The organism is Pedobacter caeni (assembly GCF_900129215.1).
In the GTDB taxonomy this organism is placed as follows: domain Bacteria; phylum Bacteroidota; class Bacteroidia; order Sphingobacteriales; family Sphingobacteriaceae; genus Pedobacter; species Pedobacter caeni.
Window position 1 is genome coordinate 799,125 of record NZ_FQUQ01000001.1, and the last position, 17,496, is coordinate 816,620.

General features: G+C 41.8%; 18 protein-coding genes. 7 read left to right on the top strand and 11 right to left on the bottom strand.

Annotated features, from left to right (window positions below):
* From BUC20_RS03315 to BUC20_RS03325, 3 genes are read right to left on the bottom strand one after another with little or no spacing between them, the layout of a single operon-like run.
* Positions 1-1,359 (bottom strand): Gfo/Idh/MocA family protein, encoded by a 1,359-nt coding sequence (locus BUC20_RS03315; RefSeq protein ID WP_073227380.1) that lies wholly within the window; start codon positions 1,357-1,359, stop codon positions 1-3.
* A 12-nt stretch (positions 1,360-1,371) separates the two neighbouring features.
* Complete coding sequence (locus tag BUC20_RS03320) at positions 1,372-2,733, bottom strand: 3-keto-disaccharide hydrolase (protein WP_073227382.1); 1,362 nt, start codon at positions 2,731-2,733, stop codon at positions 1,372-1,374.
* A gap of 34 nt (positions 2,734-2,767) precedes the next feature.
* The gene (locus BUC20_RS03325) at positions 2,768-3,796 is read right to left on the bottom strand and encodes a DUF6807 domain-containing protein (RefSeq protein ID WP_073227385.1); all 1,029 of its coding nucleotides are present in this window, start codon (positions 3,794-3,796) and stop codon (positions 2,768-2,770) included.
* Positions 3,797-3,984: 188 nt separating this feature from the next.
* Between BUC20_RS03325 and BUC20_RS03330 the strand changes: the two genes are divergently transcribed.
* Positions 3,985-5,052: a S66 peptidase family protein gene (locus tag BUC20_RS03330; RefSeq protein WP_073227387.1), complete on the top strand. Its 1,068-nt coding sequence runs from the start codon at positions 3,985-3,987 to the stop codon at positions 5,050-5,052.
* Here BUC20_RS03330 and BUC20_RS03335 read toward each other — a convergent pair.
* Both BUC20_RS03335 and BUC20_RS03340 read right to left on the bottom strand, forming a co-directional pair.
* Positions 5,049-5,288, bottom strand: a complete 240-nt coding sequence (locus BUC20_RS03335) for a hypothetical protein (protein WP_073227390.1) — start codon at positions 5,286-5,288, stop codon at positions 5,049-5,051. The genes BUC20_RS03330 and BUC20_RS03335 overlap by 4 nt on opposite strands.
* A gap of 9 nt (positions 5,289-5,297) precedes the next feature.
* On the bottom strand, positions 5,298-5,558 hold the full coding sequence (locus tag BUC20_RS03340; protein WP_073227393.1) for a YtxH domain-containing protein: 261 nt from the start codon (positions 5,556-5,558) through the stop codon (positions 5,298-5,300).
* A 100-nt stretch (positions 5,559-5,658) separates the two neighbouring features.
* Here BUC20_RS03340 and xseA point away from each other — a divergent pair, with 100 nt between their 5' ends.
* Genes xseA through BUC20_RS33540 form a run of 3 tightly spaced genes read left to right on the top strand, consistent with a single transcriptional unit; the run spans position 5,659 to position 8,174 of the window.
* Positions 5,659-7,032 (top strand): exodeoxyribonuclease VII large subunit, encoded by a 1,374-nt coding sequence (gene xseA, locus BUC20_RS03345; RefSeq protein ID WP_073227396.1) that lies wholly within the window; start codon positions 5,659-5,661, stop codon positions 7,030-7,032.
* The gene (gene xseB / locus BUC20_RS03350; RefSeq protein ID WP_073227399.1) at positions 7,010-7,213 is read left to right on the top strand and encodes an exodeoxyribonuclease VII small subunit; all 204 of its coding nucleotides are present in this window, start codon (positions 7,010-7,012) and stop codon (positions 7,211-7,213) included. The genes xseA and xseB overlap by 23 nt, the downstream gene beginning before the upstream one ends.
* A gap of 40 nt (positions 7,214-7,253) precedes the next feature.
* A complete protein-coding gene (locus BUC20_RS33540; RefSeq protein WP_084528491.1) occupies positions 7,254-8,174 on the top strand; it encodes a tetratricopeptide repeat protein in 921 nt (306 codons plus the stop codon).
* Here the strand turns inward: BUC20_RS33540 and BUC20_RS03360 are convergent.
* The 3 genes from BUC20_RS03360 to spt form a co-directional block, all read right to left on the bottom strand.
* Complete coding sequence (locus tag BUC20_RS03360; RefSeq protein ID WP_073227403.1) at positions 8,169-9,155, bottom strand: NAD-dependent epimerase/dehydratase family protein; 987 nt, start codon at positions 9,153-9,155, stop codon at positions 8,169-8,171. The genes BUC20_RS33540 and BUC20_RS03360 overlap by 6 nt on opposite strands.
* Before the next feature lie 80 nt (positions 9,156-9,235).
* On the bottom strand, positions 9,236-10,357 hold the full coding sequence (locus tag BUC20_RS03365; RefSeq protein ID WP_073227406.1) for a hypothetical protein: 1,122 nt from the start codon (positions 10,355-10,357) through the stop codon (positions 9,236-9,238).
* Positions 10,354-11,559 carry a serine palmitoyltransferase gene (spt, locus tag BUC20_RS03370; RefSeq protein WP_073227408.1) on the bottom strand — a complete coding sequence of 402 codons (1,206 nt, stop codon included), beginning with the start codon at positions 11,557-11,559 and terminating at the stop codon, positions 10,354-10,356. Before spt ends, BUC20_RS03365 begins: the two co-directional genes overlap by 4 nt.
* A gap of 445 nt (positions 11,560-12,004) precedes the next feature.
* Between spt and BUC20_RS03375 the strand changes: the two genes are divergently transcribed.
* Positions 12,005-12,349, top strand: a complete 345-nt coding sequence (locus BUC20_RS03375; protein ID WP_143166685.1) for a hypothetical protein — start codon at positions 12,005-12,007, stop codon at positions 12,347-12,349.
* Between the two features lie 76 nt (positions 12,350-12,425).
* Here the strand turns inward: BUC20_RS03375 and BUC20_RS03380 are convergent, their stop codons facing one another.
* Positions 12,426-13,049, bottom strand: a complete 624-nt coding sequence (locus BUC20_RS03380; RefSeq protein ID WP_073227413.1) for a hypothetical protein — start codon at positions 13,047-13,049, stop codon at positions 12,426-12,428.
* Between the two features lie 290 nt (positions 13,050-13,339).
* Between BUC20_RS03380 and BUC20_RS03385 the strand changes: the two genes are divergently transcribed.
* Positions 13,340-14,191: a dienelactone hydrolase family protein gene (locus BUC20_RS03385; protein ID WP_073227415.1), complete on the top strand. Its 852-nt coding sequence runs from the start codon at positions 13,340-13,342 to the stop codon at positions 14,189-14,191.
* On the opposite strand, the gene BUC20_RS03390 is transcribed toward BUC20_RS03385, so the two are convergent.
* Positions 14,178-16,073, bottom strand: a complete 1,896-nt coding sequence (locus BUC20_RS03390; protein ID WP_073227418.1) for a sensor histidine kinase — start codon at positions 16,071-16,073, stop codon at positions 14,178-14,180. The two genes, BUC20_RS03385 and BUC20_RS03390, sit on opposite strands and share 14 nt — an antisense overlap.
* Positions 16,074-16,459: 386 nt before the next feature.
* On the opposite strand from BUC20_RS03390, the gene BUC20_RS03395 reads away from it, so the two are divergent.
* Positions 16,460-16,768: an RNA recognition motif domain-containing protein gene (locus BUC20_RS03395; protein ID WP_062548794.1), complete on the top strand. Its 309-nt coding sequence runs from the start codon at positions 16,460-16,462 to the stop codon at positions 16,766-16,768.
* A 112-nt stretch (positions 16,769-16,880) separates the two neighbouring features.
* Here BUC20_RS03395 and BUC20_RS03400 read toward each other — a convergent pair whose 3' ends face one another.
* On the bottom strand, positions 16,881-17,483 hold the full coding sequence (locus tag BUC20_RS03400; protein WP_073227420.1) for a hypothetical protein: 603 nt from the start codon (positions 17,481-17,483) through the stop codon (positions 16,881-16,883).
* Between the last annotated feature and the right edge of the window lie 13 nt (positions 17,484-17,496).

Below are 17,496 nucleotides of genomic sequence, written 5' to 3' on the forward strand. Positions count from 1 at the left end.
TTAATATTTAAATACTTTACCGTCCACCATCACTTCCTGTGTGGCTTCATCGAAGATCGCTTTTTTTCCTGTTCTTACGGCAGCATTGGTCATGATATTTGCGATAGAATGGTAATAACCAGCTTCTACCGGGGCATTTGTCTGTTCACGGCTACGGATACATTCCATCCAGTTTCTCATGTGTGCAGAAGTCAGCTTGTCTCCACCTGTATTGGCGGAGGCCACCACTTTCTCCATCATATCCGTGAGTTTTAATTCAGGAAGCAGGTTTGGAGGTAGTTTCATTGCCTTTGCGGCATTCTCTTTTAATCCACCTTTTGGAGACACCATATTGGTGTTGAGGTTCAGTTCTCCTCCGTTGGAATAGTATATTTCTGCCGGATTTTCATCGCCATTGTGCATTCTTGAAGTGAAGACCACCTGAAATCCATTCTGAGCATCATTTTCTTTACCATAGTCAAATACAGCCGTGGTGGTATCCCAGTTCCGGCGACCATCTTTCCATTGGTAAATCCCTCCGTTGGCCACTACACTTCTCGGGTGTTTCAGTCCGGTAAACCAGTGTACTGTATCGATCTGATGCGACATCCATTGGCCAGGCATCCCTGAGGAATATGGCCAGAACAAGCGGTATTCCAGGTATTTTCTTGGATCCCATTCTTCAAAAGGGCGGTTGATCAGAAATCTTTTCCAGTCGGTATCTTCCTGTTTCAGTTTTGCCACCAGTTCTGGTCTTCTCCATCGGCCCGGCTGGTTGACATTCCAGCTCAGCTCCACCATCGTGATGTCACCAAACTTGCCATCCTGAATAAATTTTGAAGCTGCTTTGTAATTTCCACCACTTCTTCGTTGAGAACCAATCTGCAGGATTTGTTTAGATTCTTTTACCGCTTTTAAAGCTGCTCTGGCATCTTCCATCGTTTCAGCAAAGGGTTTCTCGCAGTATACATCACACTTCGCTTTAATCGCTTCGATGGCATGAACAGCATGTTGAAAATCAGCAGTGCTGACGATCACAGCATCAATATCCTTCAGGTTGTAAAGCTCGTCATTGTTGCGGCAAGCCGTAATGTCGTGTCCGAACTTTGTTTTGAGCAGGTCTACACCCAGGTTACGACGGTAATTCCAAAGGTCTGAGACTGCCACCATATCAAAATTGAGTTCTTTATGGTGGTTCAGAAAACTCGGTAATAATGAACCCGCAAAACGGTCGGAGAAGCCGACTACACCAACTCTGACACGGTCGTTGGCACCGATAATATTTCCATAACTTTTTGCACTTAAACCCATTGTTCCCATATAGGTTCCTGCAGCTGCAATCGCAGATTGTTTAATAAATTTTCTTCTTGAGGATAACATAAACAGGGGGATTTAAAGTTGTTTCAATTTAATGCTTCTGAAAGATACCTGATCGCCATGATCCTGGATCAGGATATGTCCTTGTTTAGCCATTCCAAAATCTTTCCAGTTTTTGTATTTACTATCTGCAACCAGGGCCAGGAATTCTGCTGATCCCCTGGTATATTCCAGGATTTTATAGCCATTTAACCAGTATTCGATCTTGTTATCCGGATATACGCGGATCAGTCCTCTGTTCCATTCACCGATTTTCTTTTGCGCGTTAGGGATTTTTTTGCTCGTCATGAGATCGTAAAGGGAACCCAGTGTACGGTTGCCATCTTTTCCAAGTTTTGCATCCGGATGTTTTGCATCATCAAGGATCTGATATTCCGGGCCAATTGCCGAACCTTTATTTCCTTCTGTCAGTGTGACAAAGTATTTAATTCCGCTATTTGCACCTTCGGTAAGTTTGAAATCGAATTTCAATTCAAAAGCGGAATATTGTTTTTCAGTCACGATATCGCCGCCATTGGTAGATTCTGCACCTGTAGATTTCTGAACACTCAGCTCTCCGTCTTTGATAGACCAGCCTGTTTCAGGAAAAGCGGTTTTATAAGCTCCTTTCCATCCTTTGCTCGTTTTGCCATCCCACAACAAAGAATATCCTTCGGCCTTTTCCTGAGCAGAAAGGTTATTTGGAACAAGGTTTACGACAAATATCCCGTCATTTTTGGAAGGTTTAAGGTTTTCGGTCTGAATGCGGATATTCCTCCAGCGGATTTGTTTGCCTGGCTGGTCATTTTTGCCGATGCTATGAACCTGTAATGCGATGAATCCGGAAGGGGTAAGGTTATCCACTACATTGGCAGTCGGAATGCCATTGATCCAGGTGCGGATAGAACTGCCGATACATTCTACTCTGTATTTGTTCCACTGGTTATTTTTAAAGGCTGTTTTTCCTGTCGGATTGATGTCCAGAGGATATAGCCAGCCTCTTCTTGATTCGTCATAAATTCCACCGCTAAACTGACGGTCTGAAGGATCGATCTCTACCTGATATCCATGTACCCGGCCATTCAGGTGGTCGGCTTTGCTTTCACTGCGGATCTGAACTCCTGAATTCATAGCAGGATCTACCCATAGTTCCAGTTCCAGGATAAAATCCCCGTAATTCTTTTCTGTGGTCAGGAAGGAGTTTGGCTGATTGGAGACAGTGGTTCCTACGATCTCCCCGTTAACGGCTTCGTATTTTGCCTGTCCATTGAGTTGTTTCCAGCCGGCCAGGTCTTTACCATTAAAGAGGTTCTGCCATTTTTGCGCCTGAGCCTGAAAGGCTATGGAAGAAGATCCCAGTAACAATGCGGCTAAAATTAACAATTGTTTGTTTTTCATTTTGTGTGTTTGGGTTGTGGTTAGTATATGGTTCTTATTTTATTTTACTGAATTCCTGTGCCTGTTGAGTTAAACTGGCTACACTTGGTTTTTCTGATGAATTAAGGAGTACCCGGTAACGGAAAGTCACAGATGTTCCGGGGAGCAGGCGCAGGTTAAGGTGTTCTTTCCCCTTGCTGAACACTTCCTGACCCAGGGGATTTGCGGCAAACAAACCATAATCACGGGCATGCCAGTAAGTAGGGTAACCTGGATTTTCAGGATGATCGATAATGGCTACAGAAAGCGCTTTTCCATCTTTTACACCAGATAGCAAACACCAGTCGGCCCTGGTTCCCCAGGCTTCATTTCCCTTTTTTCCCTGACTGGTCAGGTAATCCCCATTTGCCCCATTTGAAGAGGCGGATACTTTGGTCCGGTTTCCCTGGGCATCGCTAAATTCAACCACCTGATCGGAAGGCAATTCCAGCTCTCTCGTCACACGAAGGCCAAGCATTCCATCTTTCACATCTTTAAAAAGGACAGTATCCTGTGCGGTAAGGGTAGTAATTCTATCAATGGTTCTGGTATGTTCTGTTCCGGAGAAAATCAAGGTGGTTTCTTCATTTAGCAATACATGCTGATCCTGTCTCTCCCAATTTGCAGTATAAACGATCTTTCCTTGCTCATTGCCACCCTTGACCTGCGCAATGCGGACCGACCTGATCCATCCGTATTTGTTTTTTTTCTCTGCAGGGATATTGTAGGAATTGTTCCAGAAATCAAGTCCGTTGACGCTTTCATAGTTTAGCCATAAGCCCACATGGTGAGGATGATCTGTTCTTTCCTGATCCCTTGTTGCTAAAGGAAAACCACGGGTAAGGGTTAATCCTCCGGCTGCATTTAAAGGATATAATATGGGTTTTTCGATTTTATCAGAAAAAAGGAAACTACTGAGCAGCTCCCCATCCACCATGACATCTATTTGATCTTCTTCTTTATAAGAGTTAAAAGAAACCTTTTTAGTTTGCGCATTCAGCAACATACTAAGGCCAAGGAAGACCAGTGTCAGGTATTTGTTCATATTTGGTGAGCTAGGATTAAAATTCAGCAGCTCAGGCTAACTGAGACTATTGTTTTAAGCTAATATACTTTTCTTAACACATAAACCATTCTGAAAGCGCCTTAATCGCCTGAAAAAATTACGAAAACGATGGAGTAGGATACAGGTTCTCCCAAATTACCCTTATCATTGTGTATAGCAATCTGCAGATGAACAGGAAACATTTTCTCTCTTTTATGGCCATGGCGGGAGCGACATTACCCGCATTGCAATCTTTTGGAAGCTCAGGATTTCTGGATCCTGCAGTAACATCGGAAGATCCTATAACGGCATCAGATCCGTTGGCAGGATCAAAGATTCCCGACTATTTAAAAGCAGGGGATACGATAGGGATCACTTGTCCGGCAGGTTTCATTACGATGGCAGAGATATTGCCCTCTGTTCAATTGATGGAGAGCTGGGGATTCCGGGTTAAAATAGGGAAAACTGTTGACCGCAGGGATTTTACCTTTGGGGGCTCTGATCAGGAGCGGATGCTGGACCTGCAGAACATGCTGGATGATCCGGAATTAAAGGCTATTATGTGTGCCAGGGGAGGTTATGGAGCAGTACGCATCATAGACCTGCTGAATTTTGACCGTTTTGTGGAACATCCGAAATGGATCATCGGCTTTAGCGATGTGACGGTATTGCATTGTCACCTGAGTCGCAAATACGGCATTGCTTCTATACATTCTAAAATGTGCAATAGTTTCCCCTCAGACTGGACATTGGCTGATCCTGTTCAGGTCGAAACGATTTTGTCTATCCGGCAGGCCCTGAGTGGCAATCAGTTGAAATACACCGCTCCTCCGGTTAGTTTTAACCGACCTGGAAAAGCCGAAGGTGTTCTTGCAGGAGGAAATCTGAGCATCATTGAAACCCTTGCCGGCAGTAAATCTGACCTGAAGACGGACGGAAAAATACTGTTCCTGGAAGACACTGGGGAATACCTTTACCGCATAGACCGCATGTTCTGGAACCTGAAAAGAACCGGGAAACTGGATCAGCTGCAGGGCCTCATTATTGGAGGTTTTAAAGTGAAACCCGATGATCCCGGAGAAGAGTTCGGCAGAACGGTTTATGAAATTGTTCAGGAAAAGATAAAAGAATACAATTACCCGGTCTGCTTTGATTTTCCGGTAGGTCATCAAAAGAATAATTTCGCCTTAAAATGCGGGGTCAAACATACTTTTGAAGTCAACGGTAATGGCAGCAGCCTGACTTCACTGTATTAACCTTTCTTTTTTCTGCTGAACCAGGATTTCACCTTATTAAAAAGGGAACCTACTTTTTCTTTGGGTTTTTTCGTGTATTTCCGGATCAGATAACCGGGACTATATTGGTGTATATATGTTTTTACCCCGTCTTTAATGGAATCCTCGTGTTGCTTACTGTCGTTCTGAAGCTCCTTCTGCTTGTTCTTGAGATCCCTTAAGTTATGGATCTCTTTGTAATCGTAAATTTTTCCCATCTATACTGTCTATACGTGTTCGACATGATCACTATAATCATCTCTGTCAAAACTTTCACTGATCGCATTGCTCAACCGATCTTTAATATTTCCTAAATGATTGATTTTATTCTCTGTTCCTTCCTGAATATTATATCCCAGGTCTTTTATAGACAAACTCAAATCATCACGGGTATCACTTCCTTTTTCCGGAGCAAGTAGTAACCCTAAAGCAGCTCCTGCTGCCATCCCTGCAAACACGCCCAATAGTATTCTTGTATTTTCGTTCATAAAAAATTCATTGTTCTTCGTTCATTATAAACTGATACAACAGCAGATTTGTTTTTAGAATTCCTAACTTTAGGCAATTATCATAGATACCCTAAATCCTTTGAGCACTATCCCTTCTATAAAGCTGTCCGAGCTGACCAGTCAAATCCAACAGGTAATTGACGGATTTTTCGGACATAAGACCTTCTGGATCATTGCCGATATCACCAACTATACCTATAAACCTCAAAGCAATTATCATTATTTTGAGCTGGTAGAGAAGGATAAGTCGGCGGCAAGAATCCTGGCAAAGGTAGCAGGAAGGGCATGGGGTAATGCTTCGGTCAACATCTCTAATTTTGAGAAAGCAACGGGTCAGAAATTCAAAAATGACATCAATGTATTGATCCAGGTATCGGTACAATATAACCCATCTTTTGGCTTGCAACTGAACCTCCTGGATATCGATACCAATTTTACTTTAGGCTTATTTGAACAGCAACGCAAGGAGACACTGGAAAGACTGCTCCGGGAAAATCAGGCTTTTATTAAAAAAGCGGGAGATGGTTATCTGACCAGGAACAGTTCATTGGTATTAAACCAGGTCATTCAACGGATTGCGGTCATTTCGTCTGATACTTCGGCAGGATTTCAGGATTTCAAACACAGCCTGGAGCACAATCCTTTTGGCTATAAATTTGATGTTGACGATTACTTTGCCCTGGTACAAGGGGATGGGAATGCCAAACAGTTCCTTGCGAGGATCATAGAGGTATACGAATCGCAAAAGCCTTATGATGCACTGGTGATCATCCGGGGAGGAGGGGCACAGACCGACTTTCTGATTTTTGACAATTATGAGCTCAACCGGGCGATTGCCAAGTTTCCGATTCCTGTCATCACCGGCATCGGTCATCAGAAAAATGAGACCATTGCTGATCTGATGGCCCATACTTCCACCAAAACACCAACTAAAGCCGCTGAGTTTATCATCGCACATAACCGGACTTTTGAAGACAACCTGATTGGCATCCAGAAAATGCTGCTGATCAAGACTTATCAAATGATCAATCACCATAAAGACAGGCTCGTACGTCTCAATCAGATTACGATCAATACCACGAGGAATGTGTTACACGAGCACCATAAAAACATCATGAACCTGTCCGGACTGATGCTGAGTTATCCCAGGATCGTGATTTCCAACAAGCGGAAAGACCTGAGCAACCTGGCATTGAACCTACAGTCTTACAGTAAAATGTATTTTCTCAATAAGACTGCTCATATTGCTCATTTTCAGTCGGTGATGAGGATCATGAGCCCGCAGAATATCCTGAATAAGGGTTTTGCCATCCTGAAAGTAAATGGAAAGATCACCGGGGATGCGGATCAGATTGAGGTAGGCACCGAATTAACCGTAAGACTGGCCAGTTCAGAAATAAAAACAATTGTAAAATCTAAATCTGCATACGATGAAAACGAATTTAACTTATGAGCTCGCCTATAGGGAACTTGCCGAAATAGCACAGGAAATAGAGACAGAATCTGTTTCTGTGGATGTTCTTGCAGAAAAGGTGAAAAGAGCATCCGAGCTCATTGAATTCTGTCAGAACAAGTTGCGCGCAACGGAGACAGAAGTAAATAAAATCATTAAGCAAATGGAGAATCAAAAGTAGTATCTTAGTCAGATTCGTAAACCATTAAAGCTTAAACAATATGTCTACACAAGGGAATTTTAATGCCGAACAAGAAGAAGAGTTTTTCAATAAGATTGACCAGGTTTATGATTTAACGGAGGCCTCAGATTTTGATGCTGCAGAACAGTTGTTGTTGCAGATCGATGGTTCCATTTCCGGCCCTAAGGAAAACAGTAGTGTAGGAGGGGTGGTGCTGGACAGCATTTATTCTTTTTATGAACAGACCGGGGCACTGGAAAAAGCATTGCCTTATTTCCTGGAGGAAACAGACTATCTGAAGGAAAAGATGAACCATCAGAAGATCAATTCCACGCGTCATTTTCTAACCACCGGTGCCATTTATTATGCATTGAAAGAGTTGGATCAGGCAAGGACTTATTTTGGGATTGCCTACGAAAAGGAAGGCGCCCGTATTTTTCAGGATGAGAATTCCGATTACCTGAGAATCGCATTGATGGATGATGCAGAATTTGAAGCTTTTAAAGCGGATTTTGTGCCAAATAAGGACGAGGAACAGCTGGAACTCACAGAAGAGCAACAGGAACTTCTGGACAAGTATTGTGAAGAGGGGAATGAGGAAATGGACAAAGAGAATTTCTCTGCTGCCATTGCTGCCTTTAACAAAGCGCTGGATGTATTACCTCAGCCCAAAGACGATTGGGAAGCGACTGCATGGATTTCCGCTTCTATTGGTGATGCTTATTTCAGCGAGAAAAAATACAAAGAAGCTTTAGACCATTTGCACCGTGCGTACCAGATCTACGGATCTGAGGAACCCAATGCATTTGTATTGCTCCGTATGGGCCAAAGTTACCTTGAGCTTAACGAAGAAAAACATGCCACAGATTACCTGCACCATGCCTATAAACTGGAAGGGAAGGACTTATTTGAGGATGATAAAAAATACCTTAAATTTTTAAGCTCGAAAGTAAAACTATAACCAGTTATTGCTTTTATACCAGCTAACGGTTTCGTTTAATCCTTTTTCAAGGTCGAATTCCGGTTCATAGCCCAGGTCTGCTTTTACATGGCCGATATTACATGCCCAGTTAATGGCGGTAAGCTCGGCCATTTTTTCTTTATTCAGGGCAGGAGTATTCCTGCTTTTTGCATAAAAGATGTCCATTAATGCGGCCAAGGCGCCTACAACAGGAACAGGAAGGTGGAACTTCAGTGTCTTTTTATTCAATGCCTTTTTTACTCCATTTGCCAAGGCATAACGGTCGTAAATGTTTCCATCGGAAACATTGTACTGTTTGGCAACCAATTCAGAGAAAAGCGCTTTTACAATGATTCCTGCAAGATCAGTTACATATACAAAGCTCAGTTTTTGCTTAAAACTCCCGATATGAGGTTCCAATCCTTTATTGATACTGTTGAACAGGATAAAAAGATCTTTTTCTCTGGGACCGTATACTGCCGTAGGCCGGATGGTGATGAGCGGAAGCCCTTTGATTTCTGCGAGGTATTGTTCTGCCAGCAATTTACTTGCGCCATAATTGGTCACCGGATGTCCCGGGGTATGGTCCTGAATTTCGGCAGAGAGGTCACTAAGCGGGCCTAAAGCAGCAAGACTGCTTACAAAAATAAATTTATGCAGATCGATGGCAGCAGTACTGGCTGCCATTGCCAGATTCCTGGAATAGTCAGCATTAACCTTATTATAGGCTTCTTTGGTTTTTGCTTTGGTGATTCCCGCGGCATGGATGATGTAATGGTATTGCTTTTCTTCCAGCGCAGTTTTAAGGCTCTCTACGGAACTGTAATCCAGATGAACGTAATGGATATCGAAATCTTTCAGATGCTCCTTATCCGTGTCCGGACGAACCGCAGCATACACTTCTAATCCTGCAGCTAGTGCTTTATTGATCAAATGATAACCAACAAAGCCTGTTGCTCCGGTAATCAGTACCTTTTTCATCCTAACTCTTTTTTGTGGTATGTATTAAATGAAGATCAGATTTTGCACAGGCATGGATGTGACATGCCCGTGCAAATTGATTATATTGGTTTTTCGAGGATTCTATATTTCCTGTACAGCTTGCCATTGATTTGTTCAATTGCGCTGTTGACCATCGTATTGTTTTCCAAAGTCCAGGATGCTTCTGCATACTCAAACTTTTTCTCCTGAAAGGTTTTAATCGTCAGTCCGTACAGGCAGGCTTCAATTCCCATTTTACGGTAACCATCCATCACACCAAGGGCCATGATTCTGAGTCCTTTGATTTTGCGTTTGTACCATAACAGTTTAATCAGCCCCCAAGGGAATAAGCGACCTCTTTTAACTTTGATCAGTGCCTGATTGAGGTCAGGTACGGAAAGAGAGATGGCCACCATTTTGCCTTCCTGTTCTGCGATATACACAAAGTCAGGGTCGACAATCATTTTGAGGTCTTTTGCCAGGTAATCAAATTCTTTGTCAGTCGCAGGCACAAAACCAGTATTGTGGTCCCATGCAGCATTGTATACTTCACGCACTTTAACCACTTCATTCCAGAAATCCTTCATGTTGATTTTTCTGATGATGATGTTGTTGCGTTTCAAGCGTTCCTGAATGGCCTCCGCCAATTTTAAAGAACGATCGTTATACTCGCCGGCAATAAATTTATATGCCCTCAGGTCCACCATTTTACTGAATCCTGCATGTTCTAACAGTTGCAGGTAATAAGGTGGATTATAAGGCATCATGGCTACCGGAGGGCCATCGAAACCTTCGATTAATAAGGCACAGATATCATTGGTAGAGAAGTTCAGGGGACCGACCATACTGGTCATATTCCTTTCCTTCAGCCATTTTGTTGCCGCTTCGATCAGCTGATCAGCAGTTTCCTGATCATTGATACAATCAAAGAAGCCGAAATGTCCTTCTGTGGTGTTGTTTTTCTTATTGTGGTTGTTATTCTGAATGGCCGCAATTCTTCCTACAATTTTATCTCCGTCATAGGCGAGGAAACACTGTAAAGTGGAATGCTCATGAAAAGGATGCTTACCCGGGGTAAGCATATCACTTTGTGCAATAAAAAGTTCCGGAACATAGTTCGGATCGTTTTTATGCAAATCATGAGGAAAATCAATAAAAGCGGCTAATTTCTTCTTGTCATTTACCGCAACAATGTTTCTCATATTTCTACCTGAGAAGGTTTAAGTTGCACTTCTTTAGCTGCTGATGCGATCTTTGTAACGGCTTCTTCGATCTGTGCGAAAGTATGGGTAGCCATTAATGAAAATCTAAGCAGGGAAGCATCTGAAGGTACAGCAGGAGAAACCACCGGATTTACAAAGATCCCATTATTGCTCAGGATATTCGTAATCATAAATGTTTTATCATTATCTCTGATGTAAATCGGGATAATAGGGCTGTCGGTATGGCCGATATCAAAACCAGCTTCTACTAATAGTTTTTTAGCATAATTGGTGTTTGCCCAAAGCTGGTCAATACGTTCAGGCTCTGATTCAATGATGTCAAGTGCTGCAATTACACTTGCCACTGCTGAAGGAGGCATACTTGCACTGAACATCAGGGAGCGTGCCCTGTGTTTCACATATTCAATTGTTTCTTCCGTTCCGGCAATAAAACCTCCAAGAGAAGCCAATGACTTACTGAAAGTACCCATGATCAGGTCTACCTGATCAGTTAGTCCGAAATGAGAAGCTGTTCCTGAACCGTTGAATCCGATTACCCCTAAACTGTGGGCATCGTCCATCATGATGTTTGCACCGAATTCTTCGGCAATTTTAACAATCTCCGGTAAGTTTACCAGATCGCCTTCCATACTGAAGATACCATCGGCAACGATCAGTTTGGCGGAATCTTCCGGTAAACGGCTTAGTTTTTTACGAAGATCGTCCATATCATTATGGGCATATTTGATCGATCTTGAAAAAGACAAACGGCTACCGTCAATGATTGAGGCGTGGTCATATTCATCAAGAATCAAATAATCGTTTCTATCCAGCAGGCAGGAGATTACGCCCAGGTTTACCTGGAATCCTGTACTAAAAAGTACCGCTGCTTCCTTACCAACATAAGCAGCAAGCCTTCTTTCCAGTTCAATATGAATGTCCAGTGTTCCGTTAAGGAATCTTGAACCGGCACAACCTGTACCGTATTTATCAACCGCAGCTTTTGCTGCTTCTTTAATTTTTGGGTGATTCGTCAATCCCAGATAGGAGTTAGAGCCAAACATCAGCACCTTTTTTCCATCTATAACCACCTCAGTGTCCTGTGCTGATTCTATGGCCCGAAAGTAAGGGTATAAGCCTTTTTCCTTGATTGCTGTAGCGTCTTTAAAAGCGGCTATCCTATCGTGTAATTTTTTGCGCATGCTAGTACTGTATGTTTAGATCACTGAGCTTTTGTTGATGTGTTGTTGGTTTCTATGAAAAATTATTAGCTCTGTCTTTAATAATCTTTCCCTGGGTTTAGCTATTAGGTTTGACAAATTTGTCAAATACATAAAAACTTCTCAAATCTAAGATCATAAACACAGAAAACAAAACTTGAGGTCATCGAAGTTTGAATATATTACTTTTTAAAACAAAAATTACAATTTTCTTATAAATTATTTGGGTTAAAACCTAAACAAAGTAGAAAGCCCCTACATCAATTGTCAACCAAGTATACAATATTGATACCAAAAAATAAAGTGAATTTTAAAAAAGCATTATAATTCACCGCTTTAAATTTTAAAAGAGGTTCTGATTTTGGGATAAATGGAGCTGAACCTGTCTGATCTAAAGATTTTGTGTATTTTTGAAAAAAAAGATTACATGAGTACGATTAATGTTATACCAACGTTTGAGAATTTTACAGAATTTTATCAAAAAGCCGTTGAGCCACTAAAAAAAGAGAATAACGCTTATATAAGATTAGATGGAAAGCTAAAAGGAGGAACAAGGAATATTTTTGCCTACTTCTGGTATAAAGATAAAAAATGGGCGATAGCCGCGGATACCTTTATTGACCGCCTGAAGATCGCTTTTGAAGCTGCTCAAAAAACAGAAGAACCATTTGTGATCAAAGCGACAAGAGACAACAAAGGCGAATCTTTGTCGATCAAAGGACAGCCGATCAGAAATCACAAATTTAATGTTTACAAAACAGCAACGCGTTAAGCAATTTGTAAACCCATAAAAAAGGCGATGAGATTTAAAACCTCATCGCCTTTTTTTTTATTAGAAAGAGTCAGGATTAACCTTCTCTTTTTACATAGGTTTTGTTTCCGTTTTTATTGATGTAGTATTTTCCACCACGCGGACCGGTCAGGATTTCTTCACCATTTGGTCCTTTCAGGCTTCTGTCTACTGTAGGTTTATAATCTTTTGGAGTTACCGTTGAACCCGCTTTGGTTTCTTTTACTACGGGAGCCGCTTTTTCTTTGCTTGCCGAGTAACGTTTATCAGGAGTACCGTCTTTTTTAAGACCCGGAGTAGCGCTTGCCTTTACTTCTTTTACTGCTTCATCCTTTTTAGCAACAGCTTTTGTGGCTGCTTTTTTCGGTGCTTCAGCAGCGGCGTCTTTGCTTGCATAACGTTTGTCGGGAGTACCATCTTTTTTAAGCTTTACCCCTGAAGCAGCCGCTTTATCAGCCTCTTTTTTTGCTGCCGTTGCTTCTTTCTTCGCTGCAGCTTTTGTAGCTGCCGCTTCTTTTTTAGCATCTGCTGTTGCCTTTTTCGCGTCTGCTGCAGCTTTAGTGGTTTCTTTTTTTGCCTTTTGTTTTTGTGTCGCAACAGCCTGGGCAGGTTGTGCAGTTTGTGCCATACTTAAACTTACACAGAAGCTTAAAATGGTCAATAATGAAAGTAGTTTTTTCATGGTTTTCTTTTTTGGAGTGCTGTTTTATAAATTATAATAATCTATTTATCTGTTGGCTTTACAAACATTAAACCAATTTAACATATTGCCGTGAAATTTCTACCAAAAAAGTAGAATATTTTGCAGTAATTTTCTTAGTGTCAGCAAGCTAGTCCATTGATAATTTGCCGGTATCTGGAAATCGGGGCATATATTTCCCCTTTACGGCTTGGTTATTTGAGGAGAAAATTCCCTACCTTGTTATAGATTTAGCATTTTAAAACCTTTTACTTTCCTAAAAATCTTATACTATGGATCAGCGAATTATCAACCTTTATGATGAATATACCCACAGTGGCATCAGCAGAAAAGATTTTATAAAAAAACTCGCCATTCTTACCGGAAGTACTGCCGTGGCCTTAACTGTTTTGCCCTTACTGGAAAACAATTATGCATCAGCAGCGGAGATTGACGATCAGGACCTCATCGTTGAAAACATCACTTATGCCGGACAGGAAGGGGAGATGAAAGCTGTTCTGGCAAAACCAAAGGGAAAAACACCTCTGGGGGCCGTATTGGTCATTCATGAGAATCGTGGACTGAATCCACATACTGTTGCTGTGACCAAAAGAGTAGCTTCCGCAGGATTTCTAGCCTTAGGAGTAGATGCACTGTCTCCTTTTGGAGGCACTCCGCAGGATGAAGACAAAGCCAGGGAGCTGATCGGACAACTCGACCCGGAGAAAAATCTTCAAAACTATCTTAAAGGACTGGAATATTTAAGAAAACATAAGGATGGAAACGGGAAGGTGGGTTGTGTGGGTTTTTGCTGGGGAGGAGGGATGTCCAACAAACTGGCTGTAAATGATCCAAATCTTCTGGCTGCTGTGGCTTATTATGGTGCACAGGCAAAAACGGAAGAGGTAAGCAAGATCAAGGCAACTGTTTTATTGCATTATGCCGGACTTGATGAAAGAATTAATGCAGGGATCCCTGCTTACGAAGCAGCCTTAAAGCTTCATCATATTCCTTATCAGCTGTACATCTATGAAGGGGTAAACCATGCTTTCAACAACGATACTGCTCCGACAAGGTATAATGAAGCTGCAGCAAAACTAGCCTGGGGAAGAACCATCGATTTGTTTAAATCTAAGCTGTCCTAAGCGGAATTTCAATGACCACAATCGTTCCATGCTCGGGTTTTCTGCGGATTTCCATTTGTCCCTTGAAATAAGCAATTTTTGAGCGGATGCTTTCCAGGCCGATTCCATCAGAGTTGCCGGATAAACTGAGGTCTATCCCTTTGCCATTGTCTTCTACGATGATACTTACCTGGTCATTGTGCTCAATGATTTCCAGGTAGGCATTGCTTGCACAGGCATGTTTGATGATGTTGTTGAGCAATTCCTGAATGATCCTGTAGATGTCGTTTAAGAAAGGAATAGGGTAATTCCCCGAAGACTCGAATCCGATAATCGCATATTCCAATGCTGTTTTTTCGGATAGGTTGATCTGGTAAACGAGATCTGTAATTGCTTTATTCAAGCCATATTTCTGAATTGCCCATGGGCTCAGTGTATGACCTAAAGTACGGATAGACAGGGCGACTTCCCTGAGTACTTCTTCTGTTTTCTCCAGTTTTTCTTTTGCACTTTCCTTTAAATATCCTTCCCCTGTTAATACGGAAGAGACCTGCCAGGTGGCAATGGAGAGCATGGCACCTACATCATCGTGCAGCTGATCAGATATCTTTCTTCGTTCATTTTCCTGGGTATCAATGATACTGGCTGTTATTTCCTGTTGTTTGGCATTTACTGCAAGTAACAGCTGCTCGCGATCCAGACGATAGTTGTTAAAACGATGCGCAAGACCAAAAGTTAAAATCAGCGCCTCCATGATCAGGCCAGTCTGTAAGCCAAATGCGGATAAGTAGGAGTTGCTCACTTCCTTCGACCCTGCATGAATAAATACCTCTGCCAGTCCAAAGAAAATCAAGGGAGAGATAGAAATCAGGTAAAACCAGGCCTGTTTGTTTCCTTCTCTTATTTTTATGGTTACGCTTGTCAGAACCGCAATACAGGTGCAGGCACTAAGCAGTAACATGGCAATGAGCATGATATAGGCGAATCCGTAATAATTCTCCGGACTTATAGGAACGAGAAACAATAAGGTCAGAACGATAAAACTCAACTTTAACAGCTGAATAGGTTTGTAAACCCTGCTCGCTTTTGTTTGTCCGATGAAAGACTGCATAAAATGAAGCAATGCAAAGTTCATCAGGCAGTTAAATACAGGTCGCGAGCGACTCGCAAAATAAACGGAATCCGGCCAGAGAAACTGATATCCATAACCTTTATCTGCAACGATCCATAAACACATCACCAGGACATATACTATATAATACAGGTATAAACGGTCTTTTACAGTGATGAACAGAAAAAGGCTAAAAAACATCAGCACCATTACCGAACCGGAAAGAATGCCATTAATAAGGTTATAACTTGCCTGTTTGGCGTAGAAATCAGCCCGGTTTAATATTTCTGTGCTGATCTGGAGCGACTCGTTGTGTTTATCAACACGAACCAGGTACAGGCTGTTGCGGGAAGCGGTTGCAGCCACATGAATTTGTTGCGGAACTAAAGGGAAAACGAATAGCCGGCAACGGATGGGCCTCTGACTAAATTTAAAATGATCGCCAGTTTCATATTTAAAAACCGGCTTGCCGGAAACCAGGTCATAAAAGCTGACTCTGTTCAGGTGCGCATCCCCAAGCACAAAAAAGAGGCTGTCCGGATTAGCAGGAATATCGAGCATCAGCCAAAACACAGACTTGGAAAAGCCTGCATTGTATTTATACCCCTTTAATTCTTTGAAACTGCCCGAAACGTATTTCTGATAAGCCTGTTCCGGCTGAAGGCTGATGTCGCGGTCTTCCAGCATAAAAATAGATCCTCTTTTAGGAGGATTTACTTTAGAAGGATGGGAATAAGCGATTTTTACGCTTAAAAAAAGCAAAATAAGCAGCACGAGAGCGCGAAATTTCATAGGCATTTTTTGAAATCAGCAAGAATTTATGAGTAAGATTAACTAAAGAATTTAACATTTAAAAGAAGTATTCCGTATTTAAATCCTTTAAACCACAAAACACTTTCCCCTCAGATGCTGCTGTGTAACGAAACGCTTGGGTCCACATAATGAGTAAGTTGAGAAAAAGGAACAAGCATTTATAGGCGGGGGAGGAAAAGAAAAGAATGAATTAAAATCAGGGTTATATTTCTGGTTGATTATTTTTCTGAAAAAAAATATCCTAACTAAAACAAAAAACAGCTTTGGCTTGTTTGAATAATAAATTGATAATTATACTTATAACTGACACTAGCATTGGAATTTAAGCTAAAAATGCTTAACTTTGTGCAAATTTTTAAACATTAATGAAGATATTTATTACAGGCCTTCCGTTAGAAGTAGGGGAAGATGAATTAACAGCCGTATTTGGTGATTTCGGTCAAGTAAAATCACTTAGGATTATCAAAGATCGCGAGACTGGTCAAAGTCGTGGGTTTGGTTTTGTGGAAATGCCGGTAGAAGAAGAGGCAAAAGAAGCGATCAAACGTATGAACGGTGGCGATTATAACGGTAATCGAATTAAAGTTGCTGAAGCTCAAGAGAAACCAGGTACTGGTGGCGCTGGAGGCGGTGGCGGCTTTAAACGCAACAACCGTACAGAGAAAAGCTATTAATAGCTTTTTTCTTATTACAGTTTAAGATTCTATTCTTATAGATCAATCCATATAGGGCAGCAAATATGACTTATATCGTATTTGCTGCTTTTTTATCTGGATAATTAGCTGGCTATGATTTCTGGTTTACCAAAGCTGTAACCAGACTTTTCCACTGTGGATAAGAGAATCCAATCTTAGCGCTCCAACCTACAAGCACATTTCGTACATTATTGATCAGTACTGCACTTTCCGAATTGGGGATTTCATTCCTTCCATGAACTTCAGCATGCACTTCAAGACCGGTTCTATAGACCGTAAATGTGGATGTTGCTTTATCCTTAAAGAAATGGGCGGTTTCCGGATTGGGATGTAAGGGATTGGATGTTGGCCTGGCCCTCATTCTGATGGACTGTCCGGCTGCCGACTGCTCTTCATTAATCAGTTCAACTACCACCCAGTCAAACCCATCTCCAACAGTGCTGCCCGGACCTGGTATGTTTATTTTAAAGTGATCACCTTCCATAGCCGCACGTTTTACTTCCTTTCCGGAAGCATCGGTAAGCGTAAATGTTGCAGATGCAAAGCCACAAATTTTATCCCAGTTGAACACCTCGAGCAAACGCTGACGCGCTACGGCATAAAACTCTTTCGCAGCCATTTCCTCTTTAAACGTGGTTTTTTCAAACACATCGATTTCTGAACCTTCTTCCTGTTTTGGGATATCTTTTTTCATTTTCTCTCTTTTC